Source organism: Rhodococcus coprophilus NBRC 100603 (assembly GCF_001895045.1).
In the GTDB taxonomy this organism is placed as follows: Bacteria; Actinomycetota; Actinomycetes; order Mycobacteriales; family Mycobacteriaceae; genus Rhodococcus; species Rhodococcus coprophilus.
In genome coordinates this window covers 98,923-124,696 of sequence record NZ_BDAM01000006.1, presented here as the reverse complement: position 1 = coordinate 124,696, position 25,774 = coordinate 98,923, and the positions used below count along the sequence as shown (strand labels likewise).

The following is a 25,774-nucleotide window of genomic DNA, read 5'->3' as shown; positions in this document are numbered from 1 at the left end:
TTCCCCCGGGGCGCGCCACACTTTTGCTATACATACGTTAGGCCCCTGGTCCAGGACGCCGGGGTGTCGCCGGACGGATGGAGACCCATGAGCTCTGCCACGCGAGATAAATCCGGTTCGTCCCGGACCCACCCCGCCGACAGCCACGACCGGATCCGCGTACACGGCGCACGCGAGAACAATCTTCGGGACATCAGCCTCGAGATCCCGAAACGGCGGTTGACCGTGTTCACGGGTGTCTCGGGGTCCGGCAAGAGTTCGCTGGTATTCGCGACGATCGCGGCCGAATCGCAGCGGATGATCAACGAGACGTACAGCGCCTTCGTGCAGGGCTTCATGCCGACCCTGGCGCGGCCCGACGTCGACGTTCTCGAGGGTCTGACGACGGCGATCATCGTGGACCAGGAGCGCATGGGCGCGAACCCCCGATCCACCGTCGGTACCGCGACCGACGCGAATGCCATGTTGCGTATCCTGTTCAGCCGCCTGGGCAAGCCCTACATCGGTTCGCAACAGGCGTTCTCCTTCAACGTCGCCTCGATCAGCGGGGCTGGAGCGGTCACCGTGGAGAAATCCGGGAGGACGGTGAAGGAACGGCGGAGTTTCAGCGTCACCGGAGGCATGTGCCCACGCTGCGAAGGAATGGGCAAGGTCTCCGACTTCGACCTGACGGCGCTGTACGACGAGACCAAATCGCTCGAGGAGGGTGCGCTGACCATCCCCGGCTACACCATGGACGGCTGGTACGGGCGCATCTACCGCGGTAGCGGATTCTTCGACCCCACCAAGCCGATCGCGAAGTTCACGAAGAAGCAACTGAACGACCTGCTCTACAAGGAACCGACGAGGATCAAGGTCGACGGCATCAACGTCACGTTCGAGGGGCTCATACCGAAGATCCAGAAATCGATGCTGTCGAAGGACCGGGAGGCGATGCAACCCCACATCCGGGCGTTCGTCGATCGTGCGATCACCTTCCAGACGTGCCCCGAATGTGACGGCACGCGGCTCAGCGAGGCGGCCCGGTCGTCGAAGATCGACGGGAAAAGCATCGCCGACGCATGTGCGATGCAGATCAGCGACCTCGCCGAGTGGATCCGTGGTCTCGACGAACCTTCCGTGGCCCCGCTGTTGAAGTCCCTCGGCGACACCCTCGATTCGTTCGTCGATATCGGTCTGGGATACCTCGCGCTCGACCGTCCAGCGGGCACGCTGTCCGGTGGTGAAGCTCAGCGCACCAAGCTGATTCGGCATCTCGGGTCATCGCTCACGGATGTCACGTACGTCTTCGACGAACCGACCATCGGCTTGCACCCGCACGACATCGCACGGATGAACGATCTGCTGCTGCAACTGCGCGACAAGGGCAACACCGTCCTGGTCGTCGAGCACAAACCGGAAGCGATCTCGATCGCCGACCACGTTGTCGATCTCGGTCCCCGCGCGGGCACGGAGGGTGGCAAGATCGTGTTCGAGGGCACGGTCGACGAATTGCGCTCGAGCGGCACTCTCACCGGAAAGCATTTCGACGACCGCGCCTCACTGAAATCGTCGGTGCGTACTCCGGCGGGCGCGCTCGAGGTTCGCGGCGCCGACACCCACAACCTCCGCAACGTCGATGTGGACATCCCGCTGGGGGTGCTCGTCGTGGTGACCGGCGTCGCCGGGTCAGGCAAGAGTTCCCTCATCCGCGGTTCGGTGGCTCCGCGCGACGGCGTGGTCTCCATCGATCAGGGGGCGATCAAGGGTTCGCGGCGGAGCAACCCCGCCACCTACACCGGTCTGCTCGAACCGATCCGGAAGGCGTTCGCCAAGGAGAACGGCGTCAAACCGGGGCTGTTCAGCGCCAATTCCGAAGGGGCGTGCCCGAACTGCAACGGGGCCGGAGTCGTGTACTCGGACCTGGCGATGATGGCAGGGGTATCGGCGCCCTGCGAGGTGTGCGAGGGCAAGCGATTCATGGCCGAGGTGCTCGAGTACGACCTCGGCGGCAAGGACATCGACGAGGTGCTCAACATGTCGGTCGCACAAGCCGAGGAGTTCTTCGGCGGTGGGCAGAAGGGCAGCGGGGACGGGAAGTCCACAGGTGGTGTCGCTCTTCCGGCAGCGCACAAAATCCTCACGCGTCTCGCCGACGTCGGACTCGGCTACATCAAGATCGGTCAGCCGCTCACCACCCTTTCCGGTGGCGAACGGCAGCGACTCAAGCTTGCCACGCACATGGGGGAGAAGGGCGACGTCTACATCCTCGACGAACCGACGTCGGGGTTGCATCTCGCCGACGTCGAAAACCTGCTCGGCCTCCTCGACAGGCTGGTGGATTCCGGGAAATCGGTGGTCGTCATCGAACATCACCAGGCTGTGATGGCACACGCCGACTGGATCATCGACCTCGGTCCCGGTGCCGGCCACGACGGCGGCCGGATCGTGTTCGAGGGAACACCACAGCAACTGGTCGACGACCGTTCGACGCTCACCGGCAAGCATCTCGCCGAGTACGTGGGGGCGTAATTCGCGAAGCACTATGGGTGGGAGGGGGATTCACTCTTCCCCCCGGAATCGCGCTGCGAGTTCGCTGCGCGACCGGATGCCGAACTTCGAGTACACGCGAGTGAGGTGGTACTGAACGGTCTTCACGGACAGGAACAGTTCGCCGGCGACTTCCTTGTTGGTGTGGCCCGCCGCAACCAGTGCCGCCACAGCGCGCTCCTGTGGAGTGAGGGCGGTCAGGTCGGTGCGATGGTGACCGACCTGCTCCAAGTCCGTCTTGAGTCCGCCGGCTTTGAGTTCGCGATCGCAGCGCTCCACATACGACGTGGCGCCGAGCGTCGCGTAGATATCCCTGGCAGTCCGGATCACGGCGTCGGCGTCGCGTCGTCGCGCTGCCCGCCGCAACGTCTGGCCGTAAGCGAAGTTGATTCGCGCGCGATCGTACGAAAGAGGCAGAGTAGCAATCCGATCCAGCGCGGACTCGAACGACTCGACGGCGGCGTCGATGTCCCCGCGGGAGCCCTGAATCCGGCCCCGTACATAACCGAGGCGCGCCTGCGCCGACAGGTGCCCGCGATCTGCGGCGCGTTCCTCGTGTGGACGGAGGAACGTGTCCGCCTCGTCGACACGGCCGGTCATCACGAGAGCGTTGCCGTACAGGTCCGCCCACGGCCACATCCCGGGTTCGTCGATCGCGTCTCTGTGCTTCATCGCGACAAGGGGTTCGAGGTTCCGCAGGACTTCGGCGTACGACGAGGTTGTCTCAGCGAATTGGGCCGCCGCCAAACATGACGGGACGAGCATCAGGGCGTAGTCGATCGGCCCGGCCCGGCCCATGCGAAGGTGCGCGTGCGCTTCGGTCCAGTTTCCGCGGAGTGCGTGGACCTGGGCGCCGGTCCAGTGCACGAGCGGACGGAGGAGGTCGAGCCCGGTCGCGTCGAGTTGCACCGCCGCGCGGTCGACGGTGCGGATGGCGTCCGACCACGCTCCGAGGGTGAATTGCGTGCGGGCGAGCCACGCCTGTGCCCACAGGGAGATCCGCAGCGATCCGCCGCGCAGGGTGGTCGGCTCTGCTGCTTCCAGTTCACTGCGCGCCCAGTCCGGACGGTCGAGCGCCAGCGCAAGCCATCCCTGGGCCATGCGGATGCGCTGACTCTGCGGGCCGAGCCGGATGCTCTCGGACAGAGACGTGTACGACGAGCGTGCGTCGTCGCTCCGTCCGGTCATCGCCATGCCGAGGCCGCGGATCGCCTGCGACTCGACCACGGGCGGCTCGTCGGCCGGGAGCAGGTTCGAGGCGCGGTCGGCCCACGCAACGACTTCGTCGCCCTGCAACCGGGCGAGCGAATGCAGCACCAGGCGTTGGCAGATCATGGCGGCCAGTTCCGGCTCGGCGACCGCGTCGACCAGTGACCATGCCTCGTTCAGCAGCTGGTGAGCCTCTGCCGCGCGACCACGCTGCACGGCGAGGTAACCGAGGACGGCGTTGCGCATGGGCCCACTGGGCATGCTTTCGATCTCGGGCACGAACGCCTGCGCCTGAGGCAGGTCGGCGGCGCCGGTCAACGCGTCGACGCCGCGAACCATCCGCTGCAGGCGCAGCGTTCTCTCCGGAGTGATCCGGCTTGCCGTAATAAAGGCGTCGGCGGCCTGGGACCAGGCGCCCTCGGCGGCACGTCGCTGGGCGTAATCGTCGAGACGGTGTGCCAGTTCCTCGTCCGCTGTCGGTGTCGCGGACACGAGGTGGAACAGGGCTTCGCCCTCGTCGTCGACGAGCGTCGCGGCGCGGGCGTGGAGCGCATGCCATCGTGCGGGTCCGATCTCGTCGGCGACGGCTGCGCGGGTAAGCGGATCCGGGAAGGTCAGCGACACCACCCCCCGTTGCTCCCGCATCGAGAGCAACCCGAGGGTGTGTGATTCGTCGAGCGCGCCGGTGGGGTCGTCGAGCTCGGCGAGTGCTGAGACGAGCGCGAGCGAATCGGTGCTGTCCAGGACGGCCGCCGATTCGACGAGAGCACGGGTGTCCGGTCCGCACGAGGTCAGCGCGCGACGGACGGCGCCGGTCTGCCGGCGTGGTGCGGGAAGCCGGGCCTGCCACCGGTGCCACTGCTCGCGCGGGGTTTCGTCGAGCAACTGCAACACCCAGGACGGGTTGCCGCGGGTGTGGTCGTGCAACTGCTGCAGAGTCCACGCCGACAGTTCGACGCCGGTGCGGTGCAAGGCGAGGCGCGCCAGATCTGCGGCGGTCAGCGGCCCGAGGCGAACCGTGCGGGTGTGACCGGCGGTGGTGAGCACCTGTGCGGTGGCATCGAGAACGTCGTCGGGCAGGACATCGCGGATGACCCACAGCATGAGCAACGGGCGCTCGCCCGCACGCCTGATCGTCGACGAGAGCGCTTGCAGCGATTCGGGATCCGACCATTGCGCATCGTCGACCACGATGACGGTCGGCCCGTCGATCTGATCTAGATAGGCGTGCGCGACGCCGACCGCGTCGTGCGCGGGGACATCGGTCAGCTGTTCGAGTACCCCCCACCGGTGACCGGATTCCCACGCCGCACCGGAAGCCGTGTGCACCGCGATGTCTTTGTGGGCACCGATGAAATGCTCGACGAGCGTGGATTTTCCGATCCCGGCAGGCCCCTCGACGAGCACCAGTGCGGGAGTCCCCGCCCGCGCATCGGCAAGCAACTGTTCGAGCTGTGCCAGTTCAGGTTCCCGCCCGATCGTCTGTGTGGTGTCGCTCACAGCTCCACGGTAGCGGGGCGGCGGTGGGCCGGTGTCCGGACTCGTTTCATCCCGGCGGAATGCTCCGGTGACGCCTTGGCTCGCCGCGGGCTATCCGAGATCGCCACCGGCGACGGGCAGCACCGTGCCGGTGATGTAGGAGGCCTCGTCGGAAGCCAGGAAGGCGATGGCCGCGGCTTGTTCGTCCAGCGTCCCGTACCTCTTCAACAGGGAGGAGTCGATGGTCTGGTCGACGATCTGCTGGTACCACTGGGTCTCCCGTTCGCCGGCAGGCGACGGGCCGCGGGCAATACGGCGTTCGGGGGCCGTGGTGCCGCCGGGAGCGGTCGCAACCACCCGGATTCCGTATCCGGCCAGTTCGAGCGCGAGTGACGCCGTGACGGCGTTGACCCCGCCCTTCGCCGCGGCGTACGGCACGCGGTTGACACCTCGAGTCGCTACCGACGACACGTTGACGATGGTCCCCGCGCGCCGGTCGATCAGGTGCGGGGCGGCGGCCCGGCACATCCACAAGGTCGGGAACAGTGAACGGCGGATCTCCTGCTCGATCTCGGCCGGCGTGTAGTGCTCGTACGGTTTGGCCCAGATCGTGCCCCCGACGACGTTGATCAGAACGTCGAGCCGGCCCATCGCCTGCACCGAGGCCGTCACCGCGTGCTCCGCACCCTCGAAGGTTTCCAGGTCGGCAGTCACCGACCGCGTTTTACTGCCGGAATCCCGCAGTCGGCCGGCGACCTCGTGAACGAGGTCGGCACGGTCGACGAGCATCACCTCGCCACCCTCCCGGGCGATGCGTGTAGCCACGGCGAGTCCGATTCCTTGTGCCGCGCCGGTGATCGTCAGGCAACGACCGTCGAACCGGCCCGGGAAAACCCGGGATGTGTTCGTCATTTCGCACCTGCTGCGACGCCGTCGGCGATAGCCCGCCGCATCGTTTCCTTGGCGTGCCGGGAATGGGCGACGACGAGATCGCGGGCCGCGCTCTTGTCTCCTCGCTCGAACGCGTCGACGATCTCGAGATGCTCGTCGACGATGTGGGACTCGACCCAATAGGAATCCCGCAGAACCTGTTTCATCAACTGTGTCACTTCGAGCTGGTTGTAGGCCTCGAGCAGTACCGGGTTGGTACAGCACCGGAACAGGAACTCGTGGAAGGCGGCGTTGGTGTCGGTGAAAGCGGACGCGTCGGTGAAGCGGTCGCCTTCGATGGAGGCACCGGAGGCTTCCGCGAGGATCCGGAACTCCACCAGTTGTTCGGGGGTCAGCCGACCGATGGTCAGTTCCACGACGCCGAGTTCGAGCGCCATCCGGGCATCGAACTGCTCGTCCGATTCGGCGACGGGCGGGTGTTCCTCACCGATCTCGTAGTTGCCGGGGGCAGGGTTGTCGAGCACGACGGGACGCCCGGTTTCGGAAGCGGCCTTTTCCGCCGCGGCCCTCTCGGCGTCCGTCGGTCCGGCTGCGGGCGCCCCGGCCGGGGTCGCGGACGCGTTGAACTTCTCGAAGTAGAAGTTCGTCGGTGAGATCCCGTTGTCCGACAGGTGTGTTCGCACCGATTCCACCATGGGTGGGGGGCCGCAGAGGTAGATGTCGACATCCCCGCCGTTGAGATGTTCCGGCTCGACCAGGCTCGTCACATAGCCCTTGTGGGGCGCAGTCGAGTTCGGGTCGGAGACGCAGTAGTCGAAGGTGAAGCCCGGCAGCGACCGCATGTGTTCTTCGAGCGTGTCGAGTTCGACCAGATCGCGGTCGGAGGACACTCCGTAGACCAGGTGCACCGGATGGCCCGGGTCCTCGGTCCGGATCTTCGACAGGATCGACAGCAACGGCGCGAGTCCCGTACCGCCGGCCAGCAACAGCGCCGGACGCTTGCGTTCGCGGAGGAAGAAACTGCCGAACGGGCCGGTGAAGTCGAGCATGTCGCCCACCTGGGCGCGGTCGCGCAGATATCCGGACATCAGGCCCCCGTCGGTGATCTTCACAAGGAACGACAGGGAGTTCTCGTACGGTCCCGCGCTGAACGAGTACGAGCGGGTCGCGGGTTTGCCCGTACCGTCGTCGCTGCCGGGAACCGCGATGTTCACGTACTGCCCGGGTAGGAACACCAGGTCGTCGCGGTTGTCGACGTCGACGTCGAGTCCGACGACCGTTTCGGAGTAGCGACGTAGCCCGGTGACGGTTGCGGTGTACGACGCGGCGGCGGTCTTCGCGACTTCGGACGTGCCGGCGATCTGCACCACGAGGTCGGATTCGGGCATCATCTGGCACGGGAGGCAGTAGCCTTCCTCGGCTTCCTCGTCGGTGAGGGCGTCTTCGATGTAGTCGCCGCCGTCGTAACTTCCGGATTCGCAGAACGCCTTGCATGTGCCGCACGCGCCGTCGCGGCAGTCGAGGGGAATGTTGATGCGTGCCTTGTACGAAGCGTCGGCGACCGTCTCGTTCGGAGCGACCTTGATGAAGCGGGTGACCCCGTCCTCGAAGCTCAATGCCACCTGAAATGTCATGACATCTGCCTCCTTTCGTGTTCGGGGTACATCTAGACGAGATAGATGTCGACGATGTGGTGGATGTAGTCGTTCTTCAGGATGATCTTCTTCTTCCTGATCACCGGGTCGGTGCCGGATACGTCGAGCGTCAGGAAGGTCGTACCGAAGTACGTGTCCGTGGTGTTGTACCGGAAGTACAGCGAGAACCAGTTGTGCCGGACGTCGATCTCTGTGCCGCGCCGCTCGAGGACTTCCACATTCGTGATGTTGTGTCCGGTGCGGGGTTCGGGCAGGGAGGTGGCCGAGGAGCGGTCGGTGCGGATGCGGAAGACACGGTCTTCGAGGCCACCGCGGTTCGAGTAGTAGATCAGCGAGATCTCGGTTTGCGGATCTTCCGTGATCTTGCCGGCGTCGTCCCAGGCGGGCATCCAGTACTCGGCGTCCGGGTGGTAGCACTCGAGCCACCGCTCGAATTCACGGTCGTCGAGCAGGCGTGCCTCCCGGTAGAGGAACCGCTCGACGTCGGTCTGCGTCACTTCGTTCACGACAGTCATGGTTTCGGTCCTCTCAGAGCGTCGCGGTCGAGGTGCCGGCGGCGGCAGGTTCGACTCCGGCGCGTTCGGATTCCACTGCTCTGCGCATCGATTCGAGCCAGTAACCGTGCTGGATCGGATACAGACCCTCGTCTTCGGTCTTCACGCCACTGGAGAGGACCTTCGTCATACCGAGGTCGGTGGCGACCTCGTCCGGCCCGGTCTGCACATGGGTGGCACCGCGACTCATGTCGTTCCACGGTGCCGCCGTTGCCAGGTAGGTCTTCTGGCAGGAGCGGAACTCTTCGAGGTCGTCCGGGGTCGCCATCCCTGTGGCGTTGAAGAAATCCTCGTACTGACGGATGCGGTTGGTGCGTGCTTCGGGGCCTTCGCCCTTGGGCGCGATGCAATAGATGGTCACCTCGGTCTTGTCGACGGAGATCGGGCGGAAGTGCCGGATCTGCGACGAGAACTGGTCCATCAGATACACATTGGGGTAGAGGCAGAGGTTGCGCGATGCGCCCACCATGAATTCGGCTTTCTTTTCGCCGAATTCGGCGGCGAGGGCGTCTCTGCGCGGATACAGCGGACGGTCTTCCGGGTTGCCCCACCACATCCACAGCAGCAGGTGGCCGTGGTCGAACGAGTAGTAACCGCCGCCCTGCTTGCCCCACGTGCCGGCATCCATCGCCTTGGTCTCGTTGGTCGATTCACCGGCTGTACGCCGAGCTGTGGTCGCGGCGTAGTTCCAGTGCGTCGCCGAGACGTGGTAGCCGTCGGCTCCGTTCTCTGCCTGCAACTTCCAGTTTCCGTCGTACGTGTAGGTGGATGATCCGCGCAGAACCTCGAGGCCTTCGGGAGACTGATCGACGATCATGTCGATGATCTTCGTGGTGTCGCCGAGGTGATCCTCGAGGGAGGGCACGTCCGGGTTGAGGCTCCCGAAGAGGAATCCCCGGTAGTTTTCGAAACGCGCGACGGTGCGCAGGTCGTGGCTGCCGTCGGTGTTGAACTGCTCGGGGTAGCCGGCGTCGCGAGGATCTTTGACCTTCAACAGCTTTCCGTTGTTCCGGAACGTCCACCCGTGGAAGGGACACGTGAAGGTCGTGCGATTGTCGGTCTTGCGGCGGCACAGCATCGCGCCGCGGTGGCTGCACGCGTTGATGAGGCAGTGCAGTTCGCCTTCCTTGTCGCGGCTGATGACCACGGGCTGGCGGCCGATGTACGTGGTGAAATAGTCCCCGACGTTCGGAACCTGACTCTCGTGCGCGAGATAGACCCAGTTCCCTTCGAAGATGTGCTTCATCTCGAGTTCGAAGATCTCCTCGTCGGTGAACACATCGCGACGGATCTGGTGGCGTCCGGTGGACGGGTCTTCGACCAGCGCCCCCGTCAACGCTGCTTGCACGTGGTCCAGCGATTCGGTCATGGTTCCTCCAGGTAAGGGGCTTGTGCCGTAGCTCAACGATGACAGAGTGTGGCGCGGGTCACACTGGGCAGATGCCTAGGGATACCTAGGACCTCCGCAGCTCGCGGCGCCGACGCGAGGGGAACGAGTAAGGATTGCAATCCTTATGATGATTGCCATATGGTGCTCACTCCACGAGGTGTGAGGGGCTCACGATGACTCGCAAGCTGACATTCGGCTATCTCTACGACTTTCGTAATCCGCCCGAGTGGGAGCGTCCCTGGAACGACCTCTACGCCGAAACGCTCGACGTCATCGCCTGGAGTGAGACCGTCGGCTTCAGCGGAGCATGGGTGCCCGAGCACCACGGGGCGGACGACGGTTACCAGCCTTCGCCGTTGTTGACGCTGGCGGCCGTCGCGGCGCGTACCAGCACGCTCCGGCTCGGCTCGGCCGTCGCCCTTGCGCCGCTTTACCATCCGGTCCGCTTCGCCGAGGACACTGCGGTTCTCGACATCATCTCGGGTGGCCGGGCAGAGATGGCCTTGGGGCTCGGCTACCGGCGTCGCGAGTACGACGGGCTCGGCCTGGATTTCACCACGCGGGGCAGGCGCTTCGACGAATTTCTGCAGATCGTCCACGCGTTGTGGGCCGGCGAGACCGTGAATTTCGAAGGACGGCATTTCACAGTGAAGGACGCCAAAATCACGCCGTTGTCACCGCGAGGCGCGATTCCGCTCTATATCGGGGGTTTCGCAGACAAGGCACTCGAGCGCGTGGCGAGGTACGCCGACGGCTACTTCGGTAACGAGGAGTTCGGCGATCTCTACGCCGAGAAGTTGAGGCAGCAGGGCAAGGATCCGGCGACGGGCCGTGTCCGCATCCAGGGACTGTTCTTCGTGGTGGCGAACGACCCGGAGAAGGCGATGGAAGAACTCGGGCCCTACTACCACTACATCAACAACAGCTACGGCACCTGGCTCGACGAGGACAAGGCGATCGGAATGAGCGATCCCGTACTCGAGCCCATGAGCCTCGAACAGTTCAAGCGCAGTGGCATCCTGCAGATCGTGACGCCGGACCGTGCCGTGGACAAGTTCCGGAAGATGCAGGAGCGTATGCCGTTCGAGCACTTCATGATGATGATGCCGGCCGGGCTGCCCGCCGAACGATTCATGGAATACGCGGAACTGTTCGCGAACGAGGTGATCCCCGCCTTCCAGGGTGAGGGGCAGGACGTGTGATCGCGCACCCTTCCGGCAGTATCACCTGCGGCGGCCCAGTTCGTCGCTGAGACGGTCAGCGCAGTCCACGAGGCACTTCGCCGCAAGATCCCGGAACGACTCGGCGGAATGTCTGGCCGTCGAAGTGGAACACGCCAGCACTCCCACGACCGCCGAACTCGCGTCGAACACGGGCGCGGACAGGGAGATGAGACCGTCTTCGAGTTCTGCTGTCGCGAGCGCGTACCCCAGCTCGCGGACCCGTTCGAGTTCTGCCTCCAGTTCGTCGGCGCTACCGATCGTGGCGGCTGTGAGCTTGTCGAATTCCGTCGTTGCGACGACCGCGTCGACCGTCTCGCGCGGTGCCCATGCGAGGAGAGCGCGGCCCATCGAGGTCGCGTAGGCGGGGACGCGGGTGCCGACGGAAACGTTGATGCTCATGATGCGACGCACCGGGACGCGGGCGGCGTATACGACGTCGGAACCGTCCAGCACTCCCAGCGATGCCGATTCGTGGGTGTAGTCGGCGATTTCGACGAGTTTCGGCAGGGCGGCGTCGACCAGGGCGTGTGACGAGGTGTAGTGGTTCCCGATGCTCAGCACCCGTGGGGTCAGCGACCAGCGGCTGCCCTCGCCGGTGACATAGCCGAGCTTCTGGAGCGTGAGGAGGATCCGTCGCACCGCGGGCCGCGAGAGCCGGGTCTTGGCCGCGATCTCCGCGAGGCTCGGATTCGGGTCCCGGTCGTCGAATGCGTGCAGCACCGCAAATCCGCGCTCGATGCTCTGGATGAAATCCCGGTCGTCACTCCGGGAGTTGCCTGGGTCTGTATCGGGCATCGGTTCTCCTACCTGCGGATTCTGCATGAGTCTCTCGTGCTCGGTGTTGACAAGCGCTGTGACACCACCCACAGTATGTGTTGTACGCACTGCGGTTCGGCTGTACGCATAGCGTACTCGGTGATCATCTCAGATGACACCGGCGCCCACAGTCGACGCATGTTTGCTACCTCTTCAGGAGAGAGTCCATGACCACGATGGAGAACCCGACCGCGTCCGGATCCGGCAACGCCGCCACCGACAAGTTCAAGGGTGAGCGAGTGTCGTCCGATACGTCGCCCGAGCGCGTCGCCGCGATCGTCAAGGATCTGTTTGCAGCGTTCAACAAGATCGTCCACGAGCACGAGGTCACGTACGACGAGTACCGGGTGCTCAAGCAGTGGATGATCGACGTCGGCGAGTACGGCGAATGGCCGCTCTGGCTCGACGTGTTCCTCGAGCACGAGATCGAGGAAGTGCACTACGACCGCAATCGGCTGGCCGGCACGAAGGGCTCGATCGAGGGTCCCTACTACGTTCCGAACTCACCGAAACTTCCCTCCAAGTGCACGATGCCGATGCGTGAGAAGGACAAGGTGGCACCGGCTCTCGTCTTCAAGGGGCAGGTGACCGATCTCGACGGCAACGGACTGCCGGGCGCAACCGTCGAACTGTGGCACGCCGACGAGGACGGCTACTACTCGCAGTTCGCTCCCGGAATCCCCGAATGGAACCTTCGCGGCACCGTCGAGGTCGACGAGAACGGCCGCTTCGAGATCACGACGCTGGAGCCGGCACCGTACCGCATCCCGACCGACGGCCCCACCGGCTGGTTCGTCGAATCCTACGGCGGGCACCCGTGGCGTCCCGCGCACCTGCACCTGATGGTGAAAGCTCCCGGCAAGCGCGCGATCACCACCCAGTTGTATTTCAAGGGCGGAGAATGGGTCGAGGACGACGTCGCGGCCGCCGTCAAGCCCGAACTGCTCCTCGACCCCCAGCCCAACGAAGACGGAGTCGCCGAGGTGACCTACAACTTCGTACTCGATCCCGAGGCCTGATGTCCGACCCCGAACTGTCGATCGTGTCGGTCGACACCACGATCATCGACATCCCGTTGATCCGCCCCCACAAGTTCGCGACCACCACGTCGGACACCCAGCCGATCCTCCTCGTCGCGGTGACCACGGCAGGCGGCGTGGTCGGCCACGGCGAAGGAGTCGTGCCCGGCGGACCATGGTGGGGCGGGGAATCCGTCGAGACCATGAAAGAGATCATCGACCGTTACCTCGGCCCCTACATCGTCGGTCGTGGCGTGGACGAGATCAGCGGCGTCATGGTCGACATCGAGCGCATCGTCGCGAACGCCCGGTTCGCCAAGGCCGCAATCGATGTGGCGATGCACGACGCGTGGGCGCGCAGCCTCGGAATCAACGTCGCATCGTTGCTGGGCGGCGCCTTCCGCACCGGAGTCGACGTACGGTGGGCGCTCGGTGCCGCACCCCTCGACGAGATCGTCGACGAGGTCACCCGCAGGATGGACGAGCGGCTGAACTTCGCGTTCAAGCTCAAGATGGGTGCTCTCGACCCGGTGGTCGACACCGACCGGGTGATCGGAATCGTCGAAGCATTCGGCGGTGAAGTCGGCTTCAGTATCGACGTCAATGCCCGCTGGGACCGCTTCACCGCGTTACGGCATGTACCGCAACTCGTCGACGGTGGTGTCGAGCTCATCGAACAGCCTACTCCCGCCGAACAACTCGACGTACTCGCCGAGATCAACCGCCGCGTCTCGGCGCCGGTGATGGCCGACGAATCCGTGCAGACCCCGCATGACGCATTCCAGGTCGCCAAGCTCGGTGCCGCCGACGTCATCGCGCTCAAGACCACCAAATGCGGGGGACTGCAACGCAGCAAGGAAGTGGTCGCCGTTGCGAAGGCGGCCGGACTGCGTTGCCACGGAGCAACATCGATCGAGGGTCCGATCGGCACGGCCGCATCGATCCACTTCGCGTGTTCCGAACCGGGAATCGACTACGGTACGGAACTGTTCGGCCCGCAACTGTTCGCGGTCGAACTGCTACAGACCCCGCTCGTCTACTCCGAGGGCCAGGTTCATCTGCCCGAAGGTCCGGGTCTGGGCGTCGAACTCGACATGGACGTCGTCCGGAAATACGCGCGCGGTTGAGCGTCGAACCACGCGCTGTCGAATCCGGCACACGAAAGAGAGAAACGATGGCACTGTTCCACGTCCGGATGGATGTCGACATCCCCCGCGACCTCGACCCGGACCTGCGGGCCGAAACCCTCGCCAGGGAGAAGGAGTACAGCCAGGAATTGCAGCGTCAAGGCAAATGGCCCGAGATCTGGCGCATCGTCGGCAAGTACAGCAACATCTCGATCTTCGACGTGGAGTCGGCCGACGAACTGCACGAAATCCTCTTCGGCCTGCCGTTGTTCCCTTTCATGAACATCGAAGTCACGGCGCTGACCAGGCACGGGTCCGACATCAAGGAATGAGCGCACGACTCCTCACCCGCCGTGCCCTGGCGTACCGGGCCATACTCGGAACATGACTCTTCCACTGCGCGATGTCTACGCCGAGCCCACCCTCGCCGACGTGATGCCGTCGGTACTCGCGTCAGCGGGGGTCCCCGGCGAACGCAACCGGCTCGGATTGACCGACAGCGCGAACACGGTGGTGCTTCTCGTCGACGGCATGGGGTGGGAACTGCTGCAGCGCAACAAGAAAGCGGCGCCTTATCTCACGGACCTCCCTGGGCGTGCGATTCGTGCGGGCTTTCCCACGACCACCGCGACGAGCATCGCGTCGCTCGGTACAGGTTTGCCGTCCGGGCGCCACGGCATCACCGGGTACCAGTCGTATGTCGAGGAAGCCGAGACAGTGGTCAACTGGCTGCACTGGACCGCAGCAGGGACGTCACTCGACCGACGCGAAACGCTGGTGCCCGAGCACGCCCAACCTCATCGCACGGCATTCGAACGCGGGCAGGCCGCCGGGCTGGCGGTCACGACCGTCGTGCCGAGGACGTTCGGCAGGAGTGGGCTGACGCGGGCGGTGTTGCGCGGCGGCAGATTCGTAGGGATTTCCGCGTACGGAGATCTTCTCGCGGAGGTCGTCGCCGCAGCACGCTCCGGCGAGCGCAACCTCGTCTACTGCTACCTCGGGGAGGTGGACGCCCTCGGCCACGTGTACGGGCCCGAATCACAGGCGTGGCTCGCACAACTCACCGTGGTCGATCGGTTCGTCGAACAACTCGCCGCAGCGCTGCCGGACGGGACGCGGTTGCTGGTCACCGCCGACCACGGGATGGTCGACGCCTCCCGGGGCCGCCGCGTGGATTTCGACGGGCACCCCGGTCTCGAAGAAGACGTCGACGTGATCGCCGGTGAGCCGCGCTGTCGGCACATACATACCCGCCGTGTGGACAAGGTGCTCGGGCGCTGGACCGACGAACTCGGCGACGACTTCTGGGTCGGCACCCGCGACGAGGTGTTGACGGCGGGATTGTTCGGCCCCGATCCGGATTCCGCGATCACCGGGCGCATCGGTGACATCGTCGTGATCGCACGCGGGGAGTCGACGGTCGTCCGCAGTCACGGCGAGCGAGCACTCTCGAATCTACCCGGCCAGCACGGCGCGCTCACGGACGAGGAGCTTCTCGTACCCCTTCTCCAGCTCCGGTAACGCCGTCGCACGCACGCGGTGTGCGACATAGTGTGTTCACATGCGCGCTTCCGGTCCGATCACCTGGCACGAACGCACGAGCAGGATCGCACTGATCATCCTGTGGGGAGCCAGGCTTCTGTTCAAGCCGGTCCTGAGCCTCTGGCCGAGCAACGATTTCGGCATCGCGGTTCTCGGCAGGTTGTCCTGGGTGATCGACAAGATCACGCCCACTCCCCGGGCCGTGCACATCACCGCCACCGAACTCGGTGGTGTGCCGGGAGAGCAGATCATTTCGCCGAAGCCGGTGGAAGACCCGCTCGAGAACGCCACCATTTTGTACTTCCACGGTGGGGGATTCGTCTTCTGCGGTCCGTCCACCCACCGGCAACTGTGCGTGCAACTCGCGCTCGAATCGGGTGCGCCGGTGTATTCGATGGACTACCGCCAGGTTCCGGTTGTTCCCGTCGCGGGATCGGTGCAGGACGCGATGAGGGCGTACGAGGCGCTCCTCGAGATCGCCGACGACCCCACCCACATCGTGGTCGCGGGGGACTCCGCGGGCGGATACCTGGCCGCGAAGGTCGCCGAGATCGCGGCCCTCCGCGGACTCCAGCGACCGGCAGCGGTCATCGGCTATTCGCCCTTGCTGAATCTGGACCTCGACCGACACGACCGGGCTTACATGCTCAAAGATGCGTACCTGCCGATCAAGGCGCTCGACAAGCTGCGTCCACGCTGGATCGGGGAGGAGGCGATCGAGGGAGAAATGAATCCCGTCGACGCCGATCCCGCCGTATTTCCCCCGATGTTCCTCTCCGCGGCCGAATACGAGCTCACCCGCCCCGATGTCGAGATCATGACGGGCCGCCTCGCCGATGCGGGCCGTGTTGTCGAAACGCATCTGTGGCGCGGGCAGGTCCACGCGTGGCCGGTCCTCGCGCGCGCATTGCCGGAAGCCGGTGCACTCATCACCCTCAGCATCGTTTTTGCGCGTCGCGCGGTCGTGGCGCTGGGGGACGGCCGCGCAGCCTGAGACAACGTCCGCGCGGCGAACACTACGGATTTGCGTGCGCGAGGCGCGGCTGCAGCCAGTCGACGAGATCGCCGAGCACCCGGTCCTGCTCGGGTTCGTTGAATACCTCGTGGAACAGGCCCTCGTACACCTTCTTCGTCAGGTCGGACGACCCGGCGCGGTCCGCGACCAGATCGGCACCGGCGGGATCGGCGAGCCTGTCGGCGGAGCCGTGCAGGACGAGCAGCGGCAATGTCAGGTCCGGAAGACGCTGCGCGACACTCTGCTCGTTGAGGACGAGTACCCGCGCGATACCGGCGGGGACGAGGCCGTGATGCACAAGCGGATCCGCGTCGTACGCGGCCACCACCGCAGGGTCGCGGGAGACGGCTTTGCTGTCGAGTTTCTGCACGGGCACGCCGGGCAGTACACGGCCGATCAGCTTTCCGAGTTCGACGACCGGCTTGGGCGTGCCCGAGGAGACGACCAGGGCGGGGCCGGACAGAACGAGTGCGGTGAGCCGGTCCTGGTGATCGAGTGCGTACGCGAGGGCGATCGCACCGCCCATCGAATGGCCGAGCAGAAAGGTCGGCAGGCCGGGATGGGCCGAGGTCGCAATGTCGAAAAGCGTGTCGAGGTCGTCCGTGAAGTCGGCCATCGTGCGCGCGTGCAGTCGCTTGCCGCCGGACCGCCCGTGCCCCCGATGGTCCGGTGCGTAGACGACGATGCCGAGGTCCGTGAGCCGTTCGGCGACGTGGTCGTAGCGGCGTGCGTGCTCACCGAGACCGTGTGCCAGCACGAGCAGCGCGGTGGGATCACCGTCCGGCGACCACACGTCGTACACGATTCGCGTGCCGTTTCCGCCGGTGAACGAGGACTCGGTGTGCTGCATGGGGTCTCCTGCCGGGTGGACGACGTGGTGCCTACCGCATCCTCGCACGACAACCCCGTCGGGTTCCGGGCCTCGCCGCAGCGCGAGACCGGTGGAAACGGCCATAAGGTAATTCGATTGACGCCTCGGCGTGCGTCGGTACGCTGAATGGCGTGATTCAGGCACTCCTCTTCCACTGACGCCCGCGGGCCTGCCCTTCCCGCGCGACGGGATTTCGAAGCGGGCTGCACCTGTGTCCATCGGCCGATGATCCGGCCGTTCGTCGGAAGCCGAGCGACTCTCACCCACCACCGTGGGCCGAGGACGCCCGGTACGCGGAGGAAAAATGACTACCGGCATCACCCTGCCTCGCCGTTCACGCGCACAACTCGGGACAGCCGATGTCCACATCGCCCGTGGCGGTCACCCCGTTCTGCAGGGCGTCGACCTGGCCGTCTCGCCCGGGTCCCGCATCGGTGTCGTCGGTGAGAACGGCCGGGGAAAGTCCACGCTCATCCACATCCTCGCGGGTACCCTCGACCCCGATTCCGGTTCCGTCCGGCGATACGGATCGCTGGGTGTCGCGGAACAGGAAATGACGGTCGCGCCGGGGCGGACGGTCGGCGACCTGATCGACATCGAACTTGCTGCCGCCCGCGCGGCGTTGCGCATCCTGGACGACAGTGCCGTCGGACTCTCCGAAGGCCGGTCTGCTGCTGCGGAAACCTATGCACAAGCGCTCGAGGTGGCCGAACAACTCGAGGCGTGGGACGCGGATCGCCGGGTGGACACGGCACTCGAAGCGCTCGGTGCGGTGACCGACCGGTCGCGCCTGCTGTCCGAGATGTCCGTCGGACAGCGATACCGGGTCCGTCTTGCCGCCCTGCTCGGCGCGGAACACGACTTCCTCCTTCTCGACGAGCCCACCAACCACCTCGATGCCGACGGGCTCGACTACCTCACCGAGCGTCTGCAGCAGACGCGCAGCGGTATCGTGCTGGTCAGCCACGACCGGGCGCTGCTGTCCGATGTCGCGACCTCGATCCTGGATCTGAACCCGAGCCGTGACGGACGTCCCCGTCTCTACGGCGGCGGTTACGCCGGCTACCGGGAGGGGCGCAAAGCCGAGTACGCACGTTGGGTCGACGAATACAACCGTCAGGAGGCCGAGCGGGCCCGGTTGGCAGGCGATCTCGAACACGCCCGGGACCGGCTCGTCGACGGGTGGCGACCGGACAAGGGAACCGGCAAGCACCAGCGAGCAACGCGGGCACCAGGATTGGTGCGTTCGGTCCATCGTCGGCAAGATGCGCTCGACGACCAGGAGATCACCACACCGGTTCCTCCGCTGCGGTTCACGATGCCGCCGCTCGGGGCCGAACTGGACCTGATCGAACCCGATACGCCGCTGATCCGGGCGGAGCATGTCGTCGTCGCGGGCCGGCTCGACAGGCCGGTGTCGCTCACCGTGCTCGCGGGCTCGCGGCTGGTCGTGACCGGACCGAACGGTGCGGGGAAGTCCACACTGCTCGCGGTATTGGGGCAGACGGTGACGCCCACGTCCGGAACTCTGGTCGTGGATCCGGTGGTGCGGGTCGGGTTGCTCGCGCAGGAATCGGCGCCACCGTCCGGCAAACGGGTCCGCGAGGTCTACGACACCCATCTCGGCCTTCTCGCCGCCCGAGGGGTGGTGCCGGAGGACCGGACGGTGCCGCTCGAGGACCTGGGTCTTCTCGCCGAGGCGGATCTGGACAAGCGGGTGCGGGACTTGTCGATGGGCCAGCAGCGCCGCCTCGACCTGGCCATGACGCTTGCCGCGCGACCGCACGTGCTGCTCCTCGACGAGCCGACGAACCATCTGTCGATCACACTGGTGGACGAACTGACCGAGGCTCTGGAGGCGACCGACGCCGCGGTCGTGCTCGCAACCCACGATCGTCAGTTACGCAGGGACGTCGCCGGGTGGAAGCACCTGAATCCGAGTGGCGATCCGGGGGAGGACGACGCGGCGTGAGCCGGGGCACGGCACCGATGTCCCGTACCGGTCGCAGGTGGCGTCAGCTTCCGGAGTCGCGCACGCGCGCCGGCGCGGTGGTCGCCGCGGGAACGATGGAGTGGGCGAGGGCCTGGACGAGAAACTCCAGTTCGGGGGTCGGCGACGCGCCGCTCCGCACGACGCCACATACCGGCACGCGCAGTCGGTGATCGGTTTCGCGCATGAACTTCAGGCCCTTGTGCGGGGTGTCGGCCGCCGTGCCCGCGTAGAGCACCGTCCAGGCACGAGGGTTGGTGATGACTTCGAGGGTCGCGGTGTGGTCGCTGGCGATCGGGGGTCCGAGACGGACGCGCCGCCCGACCTCGACGAACGCGTCCTCGACCACGCGATGCAGCAGTACCTGGCTGTTGCGCGGCGGCAGCAGCAGTGGGTAGTGGGCGAGTTCCCCGAGTTCTACGGTGGAGAACGCGGACAACGGGTGTCGCGTGGAGGTGACGATCACGAGGTCTTCGATCCCGAGGCGGATCGCCTCGAGTCCGGGTCGGTCCACATCGCCGCGGATCAGCGCGAGGTCGGCGTCGCCCGATGCGACGGCGTTCACCCGGTCGGTGAAGTCCTTGATGACGAACTCGACGTCGAGGTTCGGGTGGCGCTCGCGTACGCGGGAGATGGCATCGAGGCTCTGCGACGCGAAGCTCATGTTCGCCGTGATCCGGATGCTTCCCCGCGGTTCGTGACCGACTTCCAGTGCGCGTGCTTCGAGGCTGAGCACTTCGGCGGCGATGGGCATGAGCCGCACTCCCGACGGGGTGAGCTTGACCTTGCGGGTCGAGCGCTCGAACAGCTTCGCGCCGACCTCCTGCTCGAGCTTGGTGATCTGATGACTGATCGCCGATTGGGAGATGAAGCATCGTTCGGCCGCTCGCGAGAAGCTCGCCTCTTCACCCACGGCCAGGAAGTACCGCAGTTGCCGGAAATCCATCACGCACCTATTTATGAGCAGAACAGATAACAGTTCCCCGAATATCCCAGGTTACTGGATACCCAGTGGGGGAGATACCTAGGTTGGACTAATACATGAACTCGAGTGGAGGTATCGCTAGCGTGGGTGCGACAGGAAAGGAAGAGGCGGACATCGTCGACCGGACAGAGGTTGTGATCGTCGGCTCCGGCTTCGGAGCACTGGCCGCAGCGAAGAAGCTCGCCAAGGCAGGCAAGCCGTTCGTCCTCATCTCCGAGACCACCGAGCACCTGTTCCAGCCGCTGCTCTACCAGGTCGCGACGGGTGTGATCTCGCCCGGCGAGATCGCTCCTTCCGTCCGCGCGATCCTTGCGAAGTACCCGCATGCCGACGTGCGACTCGGCCGGGTCGTCGACGTGGACCCCGACGCCTCCACGGTTGTGTACGAGGCCGGCGGCATTCGGCACACCCTCGGCTACGACCACCTCGTCGCCGCGACCGGTGCCCGGCAGGCGTACTTCGGCCGCGACGAGTTCGCCGACCTCACGTACGCGCTCAAGACGGTCGACGACGCCGAACGGCTCCGCCGCCAGATCGTGCGCTGCTTCGAAGAGGCGCACACGACCTCCGATCCGGAGCACCGGAAGAATCTGCTCAGTTTCATCGTCGTCGGAGCGGGCCCGACGGGCGTCGAGCTCGCGGGTCAGATCAAGGAACTCGCACAGCGCTACTTCGCGGACGCGATCCACAACATCACCGCCGACGACGTCACCGTCACGCTCGTCGAAGGTGCCGACAAGGTGCTCCCGCCCTTCGGTGGAAAGCTGAGCGAGTACTCGAAGGAATCGCTCGAAAAAGCCGGTGTCGAGGTTGTGCTCAACACCCTCGTCACCGACATCGACGAGCACGGTGCGACCCTGTCCACCCCGACCACCGAGGAATCGCGTCGCCTGACGGCCGAGACGATCATCTGGTCCGCCGGCATCCAGGCCAACGACTTCGCCGCGATACTCGCGGAGCGCACCGGGTGCGAAACCGTCCGGGGCGGACGGCTCCTGGTCGACGAGGACTTCACGGTCGGCCGCGCCGACAACATCTACGCCATCGGCGACATGGTCACGCTCGACAACCTGCCGGCGCAGTCGCCGTTCGCGATGCAGGGCGGCCGGCACGTCGCGAAGATGATCCTGGGCAAGACGCCCGCCGGTACGCCCTTCCGGTACAAGGACAAGGGCAGCATGGCGATCATCAACCGGTTCCGTGCCATCACGCGCGTCGGGAAGATCGAACTCACCGGCTTCATCGCCTGGGTGCTGTGGCTCGCCGTGCACCTCGTGTACCTCGTCGGCTTCCGTAACCGCTACATCGCGGTGATGTCGTGGTGTGGATCGTTCCTCGGCCACCGCCGTCCCCACTTCTACTACGCCCAGGAGCCGACCCCGGCCGCCGCGCCCGAACAGCCGGTCGCACCGGCCGAGGGCGAGCCGGACAAAGAACCGGCACGCGCCTCCGCCTGACTGCTCGTCGGTCGCCAGGACCCCGCCCGTCTCCACGGCCGGGGTCCAGGTGTCTGTGAACCGGGACACATGCGGGCGCGGGGCATTGAGTTTGACACGCGCGCGGCTCTAGAGTCACGTCGAATTGTGCAAAACGGGCGTTGACGCTCGTGGGGGCATGTTCGAAAGCGCACAACGTCGGGCGGAACCTGGTGACTTCTTCCGAAGCTGAGGTAGGCGAAGCAGTTCGACCGTTGCCGGTCGTCGCACCCCGGAGGAGTAACCCATGACCGTTCGACGAGGAAACGTGGCGACGCCCCGGATCGGGTGCGATGTGGTGACGGTCGCCGACGTCGCCCGCAGCATCGACCTCTTCGGTGACAGGTACCTCCGGCGCATCTTCACCCCGCACGAACTGTCGGTGTGCACGGGGGCCGCCCGCACTCAGCGCCTCGCCGCCCGGTTCGCGGCGAAGGAAGCCGTGATGAAGGTACTGCGGCCGCGAGACGAGGCGATCCCGTGGCGTTCGATCGAAATACGGCGCGAACCGTGGGGTGGATGTTCGGTGCAACTGGACGGTAACGCTGCTGCACGCGCGTCGGATGAACAGTTGACCGATTTCCAGGTCTCGCTCTCCCACGAGCCCGAATACGCCCTCGCAACCGTGGCCGCGACCCGTACAGCAGTGACAGAAAGAGAACAGGCATGACTGAACAGGCAATCCGCAAGGTGCTCGACGAGCACGCAAAACTGTCGGTCGACGCCACCGATCTCGATCTCGCTGCGGATCTCTACGAACTCGGATTGACCTCCCACGCCAGTGTCAACGTGATGCTCGCGCTCGAGGACACGTTCGACGTCGAGTTCCCCGACGAACTCCTGCGCAAAAGCACCTTCGCGAGTGTCGATTCCATCCGTTCGGCACTGACGGAACTGGGTGTCGGGTGAGCGTCGTCGATGCGTCGTTCGGCAGTGCGTCGACACGTCTGTCGCTGCGCGAGCGAGCGGAGATCGTCGGCCGCGACGTCGCCGCTGTATGGGCGGACGAAGTCGACCGCGACGCCCGGTTCCCCCACGAGGCCGTCGACGCCCTGCGCTCCCACAAACTGCTCACGTGCGCCGTTCCGGCGGAGCACGGCGGCGAGGACGCGTCGCTGAACGACCTGTGCGAGATCGCGCGCATCCTCGGTCGCTACTGCGCCTCCACCGCGATGATCTTCGCGATGCACCAGACGCAGATACTGTCGCTCGTGCGGCATTCGTCGCCGGGTGTAAGCGCATTCGTCGCGGACGTCGCGCAGCACGGCTATCTCATCGCCTCGGCAACCACCGAACTCGGCACGGGCGGTGACGTGCGCAGCAGTCTCTGTGCCGCCGAACGAGTCGACGATTCGGTCTCGATCGTCAAGAACGCGCCCGTCATCTCCTATGGCGAGTACGCCGACGCGATCCTCGTGACGGCACGCCGCACCGCAGTGAGCCCGCCGAGCGACCAGGTTCTCGTCGTGTGCCCCCGCGACGGCATCACTCTCGAGCCGACCGGACCGTGGAACACCCTCGGACTGCGCGGCACCTGTAGTCCCGGATTCGTGCTCACCGCAGCGACTTCCGCCGATTTGATCGTCGGCACGCCGTATTCGGAAATCTCTTCGCGCACCATGCTCCCCGTCTCGCACAGCGTGTGGTCGGCGGTATGGCTGGGTATCGCCGATGCGGCCATGGAAAAGGCCCGCGCCTACGTGCGATCTGCCGCGCGCAAGCAACCCGGCGTCACGCCGCCCGGCGCGCTGCGGCTCGCCGAAGCTGCCGCCGTGCACCAGCAGTTCGCCGATCTGGTGTTCTCGGCTGCGCAACGGTTCGACCGGGCCGCCACGGCGGAAGCAGGCTCGCCCGAGGCCGAATCGCTGACGGGCATGGGATTCTCGCTCGCGATGAACAACCTCAAGGTCAGTTCCTCCACCGCCGTCGTCGATCTGGTGAACCGGTCGATGCTGATCTGCGGAATCGCGGGCTACCGGGAAGACAGTCCGTATTCGCTCGGCAGGCATCTGCGCGACGCGCACGGCGCCGCGGTGATGGTCAACAACGACCGCATCATGAACAATTCCGCCCAGATGTCGATCGCATACCGAGGGACGATATGAGCAGCACGACCGTCGGCGACCTCACCGAACTCGAACAGGCGCGCCTGGACTTCCAGCAGCAACTGCTCGCCGCCGGCCTGCTCATCGAGACCGCCGTGCCCGGATTGTACGGTCGCTCCGGTGAATTCGAAGATATCGTCGACGGAATCGACCGGGTCGTTGTCGCGGCGGGCCCGGGTGCAGCGGCCACCCGTTTACGCTTTCCTCCGGTCTTTCCCCGCACCAGTTTCGAGCGAACCGACTACATCGCCTCGTTTCCGCACCTGACAGGCGCGGTGACGACCTTCGCGGGAACCAACGCCGAACACGCCGAGTTGCTTGCCGCCCGCGCGCGTGGCGAAGCCTGGGATTCGTGGCTCGAGCCCGCCGATACCGTCCTCGTCTCGGCGGCGTGTCATCCCGCGTACGCGAGGTACACCGGCACCTTGCGCGACGGCGGCGAACTGCTCGACGTCTACGGCTACTGCTTCCGGCACGAACCTGCGGTCGACCCGGCTCGCATGCAGGCATTCCGTATGCACGAGTTCGTCTGCCTGGGAACAGCCGACGCCGCCGAACAGCACCGGGATTCCTGGATCGGCCGTGGCCTCGACGTCCTGGATTCGCTCGGACTCGACGCCACCGCTGTGCCGGCCAACGATCCGTTCTTCGGCCGAGCAGGACGCATGCTCGCCGCGAACCAGCGCCACGAGAATCTCAAGACCGAACTGACGGTACGGCTCTACGGCGACCTCGACGAGGGCACCGCGGTGGTGTCGTGCAACTGCCACCGCGACCACTTCGGGGACACCTTCGGAATCACCACCGCCGACGGAGAGGTCGCGCACAGCGCCTGCGTCGGTTTCGGGATGGAGCGCATCGCGCTGGCGATGCTCCGCACACACGGCACTGCCGTCGACACATGGCCGACCTCTGTGCGCAACAGGATGTTTCCGTGACCCGACGCCTCATCGACGTCCAGGTCGAAGGGTATGTTCCGCACGCGATCCACGGCGCCGACCGAGTCTGGACCGAGACCAACTGTTATGTGGACCTGTGGGTCGAAGTGCTGCACGCCCTGGGTCTCGACCCCGTTCCGGCCGCCGCGTGCGCCTTCTCTGCCCGCTTCGACGGCAGTCAGTGGACCTTCCTGAAGTTCAAGCCCGAAGATCTGTTCGCGTTGTACGGCATCGAAGTGGCGGAGATGAACGTCTGGCGCCGCCCCGTCGAACATCTCGAAGCCAACGCCGAGGCCGGCCTGCTGTCGACGGTCGAGGTCGACGCATTCTGGCTACCCGATACCGAGGGAACCGGTTATCGCACAGAGCATTCGAAGACGACGATCGTGCCTAACCTCATCGACGGCGAGTCGGAAGTTCTCGAGTACTTCCACAACAGCGGCTATCACCGCCTCGCCGCCGACGACTTCCGCGGCGTGTTCGGACTCGACGATCCGCTTCCCACGTGGCCGCCGTATATCGAGCAGGTACGTCTCGGTGTGTCGGTTCCGGAGTGCGATGCGTTCGACGCCGTCGTGCGCCGTCATCTCCGCAACCGGTCGACCGTCAATCCGGTGCGAGCGCTCGCCGAACGCGTCCTCGAAGACGTCGACCAGTTGAGCACGGGCGGCATGGAACTGTTCCACCGGTGGACCTTCGGCGTGCTGCGTCAGTGCGGGGCGAGCGCCGAACTCGCGGCCGACGTATGCGACTACATGGAGAACCACGGCTATCCGGGAACGGCGAAGGCAGCGCCCGGCTTCCGGTCGGTGTCCGAGGCGGCGAAGAGTGTGCAATTCCGGATGGCCCGCGCAGCGCGGGGCCGCACGGTCGACCCCGGTGAGCAACTGGACCGGATGGCCGACGCGTGGGACGAGTCGATCACGGCAGCAGCACGCGCTGCAGGATCGCGCTAGGGAAC

General features: G+C 65.7%; 22 protein-coding genes. 14 read left to right on the top strand and 8 right to left on the bottom strand.

Going from position 1 to position 25,774, the window contains the following annotated elements:
* The first annotated feature begins 87 nt into the window (after nt 1-87).
* Nucleotides 88-2,511: an ATP-binding cassette domain-containing protein gene (locus RDCOP1_RS11755; RefSeq protein WP_072700677.1), complete on the top strand. Its 2,424-nt coding sequence runs from the start codon at nt 88-90 to the stop codon at nt 2,509-2,511.
* Nucleotides 2,512-2,541: 30 nt separating this feature from the next.
* Here RDCOP1_RS11755 and RDCOP1_RS11750 read toward each other — a convergent pair whose 3' ends face one another.
* The 5 genes from RDCOP1_RS11750 to benA form a co-directional block, all read right to left on the bottom strand.
* Nucleotides 2,542-5,238, bottom strand: a complete 2,697-nt coding sequence (locus RDCOP1_RS11750; protein WP_072700674.1) for a helix-turn-helix transcriptional regulator — start codon at nt 5,236-5,238, stop codon at nt 2,542-2,544.
* A 90-nt stretch (nt 5,239-5,328) separates the two neighbouring features.
* Nucleotides 5,329-6,129 carry a 1,6-dihydroxycyclohexa-2,4-diene-1-carboxylate dehydrogenase gene (locus tag RDCOP1_RS11745; protein ID WP_072700672.1) on the bottom strand — a complete coding sequence of 267 codons (801 nt, stop codon included), beginning with the start codon at nt 6,127-6,129 and terminating at the stop codon, nt 5,329-5,331.
* Nucleotides 6,126-7,742 carry a benzoate 1,2-dioxygenase electron transfer component BenC gene (gene benC / locus RDCOP1_RS11740; RefSeq protein ID WP_072700670.1) on the bottom strand — a complete coding sequence of 539 codons (1,617 nt, stop codon included), beginning with the start codon at nt 7,740-7,742 and terminating at the stop codon, nt 6,126-6,128. Before benC ends, RDCOP1_RS11745 begins: the two co-directional genes overlap by 4 nt.
* A 32-nt stretch (nt 7,743-7,774) precedes the next feature.
* Nucleotides 7,775-8,278, bottom strand: coding sequence for a benzoate 1,2-dioxygenase small subunit (gene benB, locus RDCOP1_RS11735; RefSeq protein ID WP_072700668.1), 504 nt, complete (start codon nt 8,276-8,278; stop codon nt 7,775-7,777).
* Nucleotides 8,279-8,291: 13 nt separating this feature from the next.
* The gene (gene benA / locus RDCOP1_RS11730; RefSeq protein WP_072700666.1) at nt 8,292-9,686 is read right to left on the bottom strand and encodes a benzoate 1,2-dioxygenase large subunit; all 1,395 of its coding nucleotides are present in this window, start codon (nt 9,684-9,686) and stop codon (nt 8,292-8,294) included.
* A gap of 194 nt (nt 9,687-9,880) precedes the next feature.
* Between benA and RDCOP1_RS11725 the strand changes: the two genes are divergently transcribed.
* Nucleotides 9,881-10,909 (top strand): LLM class flavin-dependent oxidoreductase, encoded by a 1,029-nt coding sequence (locus tag RDCOP1_RS11725; protein ID WP_072700664.1) that lies wholly within the window; start codon nt 9,881-9,883, stop codon nt 10,907-10,909.
* Nucleotides 10,910-10,930: 21 nt separating this feature from the next.
* On the opposite strand, the gene RDCOP1_RS11720 is transcribed toward RDCOP1_RS11725, so the two are convergent.
* Nucleotides 10,931-11,725 carry an IclR family transcriptional regulator domain-containing protein gene (locus RDCOP1_RS11720; RefSeq protein ID WP_072700765.1) on the bottom strand — a complete coding sequence of 265 codons (795 nt, stop codon included), beginning with the start codon at nt 11,723-11,725 and terminating at the stop codon, nt 10,931-10,933.
* Nucleotides 11,726-11,913: 188 nt separating this feature from the next.
* Here RDCOP1_RS11720 and catA point away from each other — a divergent pair, with 188 nt between their 5' ends.
* From catA to RDCOP1_RS11695, 5 genes are read left to right on the top strand one after another with little or no spacing between them, the layout of a single operon-like run.
* On the top strand, nt 11,914-12,765 hold the full coding sequence (catA, locus tag RDCOP1_RS11715; RefSeq protein WP_072700662.1) for a catechol 1,2-dioxygenase: 852 nt from the start codon (nt 11,914-11,916) through the stop codon (nt 12,763-12,765).
* Entirely contained in the window at nt 12,765-13,892 is a 1,128-nt protein-coding gene (locus tag RDCOP1_RS11710; protein WP_072700660.1) for a muconate/chloromuconate family cycloisomerase, read from the top strand. Before catA ends, RDCOP1_RS11710 begins: the two co-directional genes overlap by 1 nt.
* 47 nt (nt 13,893-13,939) lie before the next feature.
* Complete coding sequence (catC, locus tag RDCOP1_RS11705; protein ID WP_072700658.1) at nt 13,940-14,224, top strand: muconolactone Delta-isomerase; 285 nt, start codon at nt 13,940-13,942, stop codon at nt 14,222-14,224.
* 52 nt (nt 14,225-14,276) lie between these two features.
* Nucleotides 14,277-15,413, top strand: coding sequence for an alkaline phosphatase family protein (locus RDCOP1_RS11700; protein WP_072700656.1), 1,137 nt, complete (start codon nt 14,277-14,279; stop codon nt 15,411-15,413).
* Between the two features lie 40 nt (nt 15,414-15,453).
* Nucleotides 15,454-16,428, top strand: coding sequence for an alpha/beta hydrolase (locus RDCOP1_RS11695; protein ID WP_072700654.1), 975 nt, complete (start codon nt 15,454-15,456; stop codon nt 16,426-16,428).
* 22 nt (nt 16,429-16,450) lie between these two features.
* Here the strand turns inward: RDCOP1_RS11695 and RDCOP1_RS11690 are convergent, their stop codons facing one another.
* Nucleotides 16,451-17,299 (bottom strand): alpha/beta hydrolase, encoded by an 849-nt coding sequence (locus RDCOP1_RS11690; RefSeq protein ID WP_072700763.1) that lies wholly within the window; start codon nt 17,297-17,299, stop codon nt 16,451-16,453.
* 325 nt (nt 17,300-17,624) lie between these two features.
* On the opposite strand from RDCOP1_RS11690, the gene RDCOP1_RS11685 reads away from it, so the two are divergent.
* Nucleotides 17,625-19,292: an ABC-F family ATP-binding cassette domain-containing protein gene (locus RDCOP1_RS11685; protein ID WP_072700652.1), complete on the top strand. Its 1,668-nt coding sequence runs from the start codon at nt 17,625-17,627 to the stop codon at nt 19,290-19,292.
* 43 nt (nt 19,293-19,335) lie between these two features.
* Here RDCOP1_RS11685 and RDCOP1_RS11680 read toward each other — a convergent pair whose 3' ends face one another.
* Nucleotides 19,336-20,256, bottom strand: coding sequence for a LysR family transcriptional regulator (locus RDCOP1_RS11680; RefSeq protein ID WP_072700650.1), 921 nt, complete (start codon nt 20,254-20,256; stop codon nt 19,336-19,338).
* Nucleotides 20,257-20,351: 95 nt separating this feature from the next.
* Here RDCOP1_RS11680 and RDCOP1_RS11675 point away from each other — a divergent pair, with 95 nt between their 5' ends.
* The 6 genes from RDCOP1_RS11675 (at nt 20,352) to RDCOP1_RS11650 (ending at nt 25,769) form a co-directional block, all read left to right on the top strand.
* Nucleotides 20,352-21,752, top strand: coding sequence for an NAD(P)/FAD-dependent oxidoreductase (locus tag RDCOP1_RS11675; RefSeq protein ID WP_072700648.1), 1,401 nt, complete (start codon nt 20,352-20,354; stop codon nt 21,750-21,752).
* 265 nt (nt 21,753-22,017) lie between these two features.
* Nucleotides 22,018-22,440 (top strand): holo-ACP synthase, encoded by a 423-nt coding sequence (locus tag RDCOP1_RS11670; protein WP_072700646.1) that lies wholly within the window; start codon nt 22,018-22,020, stop codon nt 22,438-22,440.
* Nucleotides 22,437-22,679 carry an acyl carrier protein gene (locus tag RDCOP1_RS11665; protein ID WP_072700644.1) on the top strand — a complete coding sequence of 81 codons (243 nt, stop codon included), beginning with the start codon at nt 22,437-22,439 and terminating at the stop codon, nt 22,677-22,679. Before RDCOP1_RS11670 ends, RDCOP1_RS11665 begins: the two co-directional genes overlap by 4 nt.
* A complete protein-coding gene (locus RDCOP1_RS11660) occupies nt 22,676-23,875 on the top strand; it encodes an acyl-CoA dehydrogenase family protein (protein ID WP_072700642.1) in 1,200 nt (399 codons plus the stop codon). Before RDCOP1_RS11665 ends, RDCOP1_RS11660 begins: the two co-directional genes overlap by 4 nt.
* The gene (locus RDCOP1_RS11655) at nt 23,872-24,813 is read left to right on the top strand and encodes an amino acid--[acyl-carrier-protein] ligase (protein ID WP_072700640.1); all 942 of its coding nucleotides are present in this window, start codon (nt 23,872-23,874) and stop codon (nt 24,811-24,813) included. Before RDCOP1_RS11660 ends, RDCOP1_RS11655 begins: the two co-directional genes overlap by 4 nt.
* Nucleotides 24,810-25,769 carry a DUF1839 family protein gene (locus RDCOP1_RS11650; RefSeq protein WP_072700638.1) on the top strand — a complete coding sequence of 320 codons (960 nt, stop codon included), beginning with the start codon at nt 24,810-24,812 and terminating at the stop codon, nt 25,767-25,769. Before RDCOP1_RS11655 ends, RDCOP1_RS11650 begins: the two co-directional genes overlap by 4 nt.
* The last annotated feature ends 5 nt before the right edge of the window (nt 25,770-25,774 follow it).

Bases quoted from the DNA above. Each gene is read 5' to 3' on its own strand.
- RDCOP1_RS11755 (WP_072700677.1), top strand. From the start codon at position 88: ATGAGCTCTGCCACGCGAGATAAATCCGGTTCGTCCCGGACCCACCCC.
- RDCOP1_RS11745 (WP_072700672.1), bottom strand. From the start codon at position 6,129: ATGACGAACACATCCCGGGTTTTCCCGGGCCGGTTCGACGGTCGTTGC.
- benC (WP_072700670.1), bottom strand. From the start codon at position 7,742: ATGACATTTCAGGTGGCATTGAGCTTCGAGGACGGGGTCACCCGCTTC.
- benB (WP_072700668.1), bottom strand. From the start codon at position 8,278: ATGACTGTCGTGAACGAAGTGACGCAGACCGACGTCGAGCGGTTCCTC.
- benA (WP_072700666.1), bottom strand. From the start codon at position 9,686: ATGACCGAATCGCTGGACCACGTGCAAGCAGCGTTGACGGGGGCGCTG.
- RDCOP1_RS11725 (WP_072700664.1), top strand. From the start codon at position 9,881: ATGACTCGCAAGCTGACATTCGGCTATCTCTACGACTTTCGTAATCCG.
- RDCOP1_RS11720 (WP_072700765.1), bottom strand. From the start codon at position 11,725: ATGCCCGATACAGACCCAGGCAACTCCCGGAGTGACGACCGGGATTTC.
- catA (WP_072700662.1), top strand. From the start codon at position 11,914: ATGACCACGATGGAGAACCCGACCGCGTCCGGATCCGGCAACGCCGCC.
- RDCOP1_RS11710 (WP_072700660.1), top strand. From the start codon at position 12,765: ATGTCCGACCCCGAACTGTCGATCGTGTCGGTCGACACCACGATCATC.
- catC (WP_072700658.1), top strand. From the start codon at position 13,940: ATGGCACTGTTCCACGTCCGGATGGATGTCGACATCCCCCGCGACCTC.
- RDCOP1_RS11700 (WP_072700656.1), top strand. From the start codon at position 14,277: ATGACTCTTCCACTGCGCGATGTCTACGCCGAGCCCACCCTCGCCGAC.
- RDCOP1_RS11695 (WP_072700654.1), top strand. From the start codon at position 15,454: ATGCGCGCTTCCGGTCCGATCACCTGGCACGAACGCACGAGCAGGATC.
- RDCOP1_RS11690 (WP_072700763.1), bottom strand. From the start codon at position 17,299: ATGCAGCACACCGAGTCCTCGTTCACCGGCGGAAACGGCACGCGAATC.
- RDCOP1_RS11685 (WP_072700652.1), top strand. From the start codon at position 17,625: ATGACTACCGGCATCACCCTGCCTCGCCGTTCACGCGCACAACTCGGG.
- RDCOP1_RS11680 (WP_072700650.1), bottom strand. From the start codon at position 20,256: ATGGATTTCCGGCAACTGCGGTACTTCCTGGCCGTGGGTGAAGAGGCG.
- RDCOP1_RS11675 (WP_072700648.1), top strand. From the start codon at position 20,352: ATGAACTCGAGTGGAGGTATCGCTAGCGTGGGTGCGACAGGAAAGGAA.
- RDCOP1_RS11670 (WP_072700646.1), top strand. From the start codon at position 22,018: ATGACCGTTCGACGAGGAAACGTGGCGACGCCCCGGATCGGGTGCGAT.
- RDCOP1_RS11665 (WP_072700644.1), top strand. From the start codon at position 22,437: ATGACTGAACAGGCAATCCGCAAGGTGCTCGACGAGCACGCAAAACTG.
- RDCOP1_RS11655 (WP_072700640.1), top strand. From the start codon at position 23,872: ATGAGCAGCACGACCGTCGGCGACCTCACCGAACTCGAACAGGCGCGC.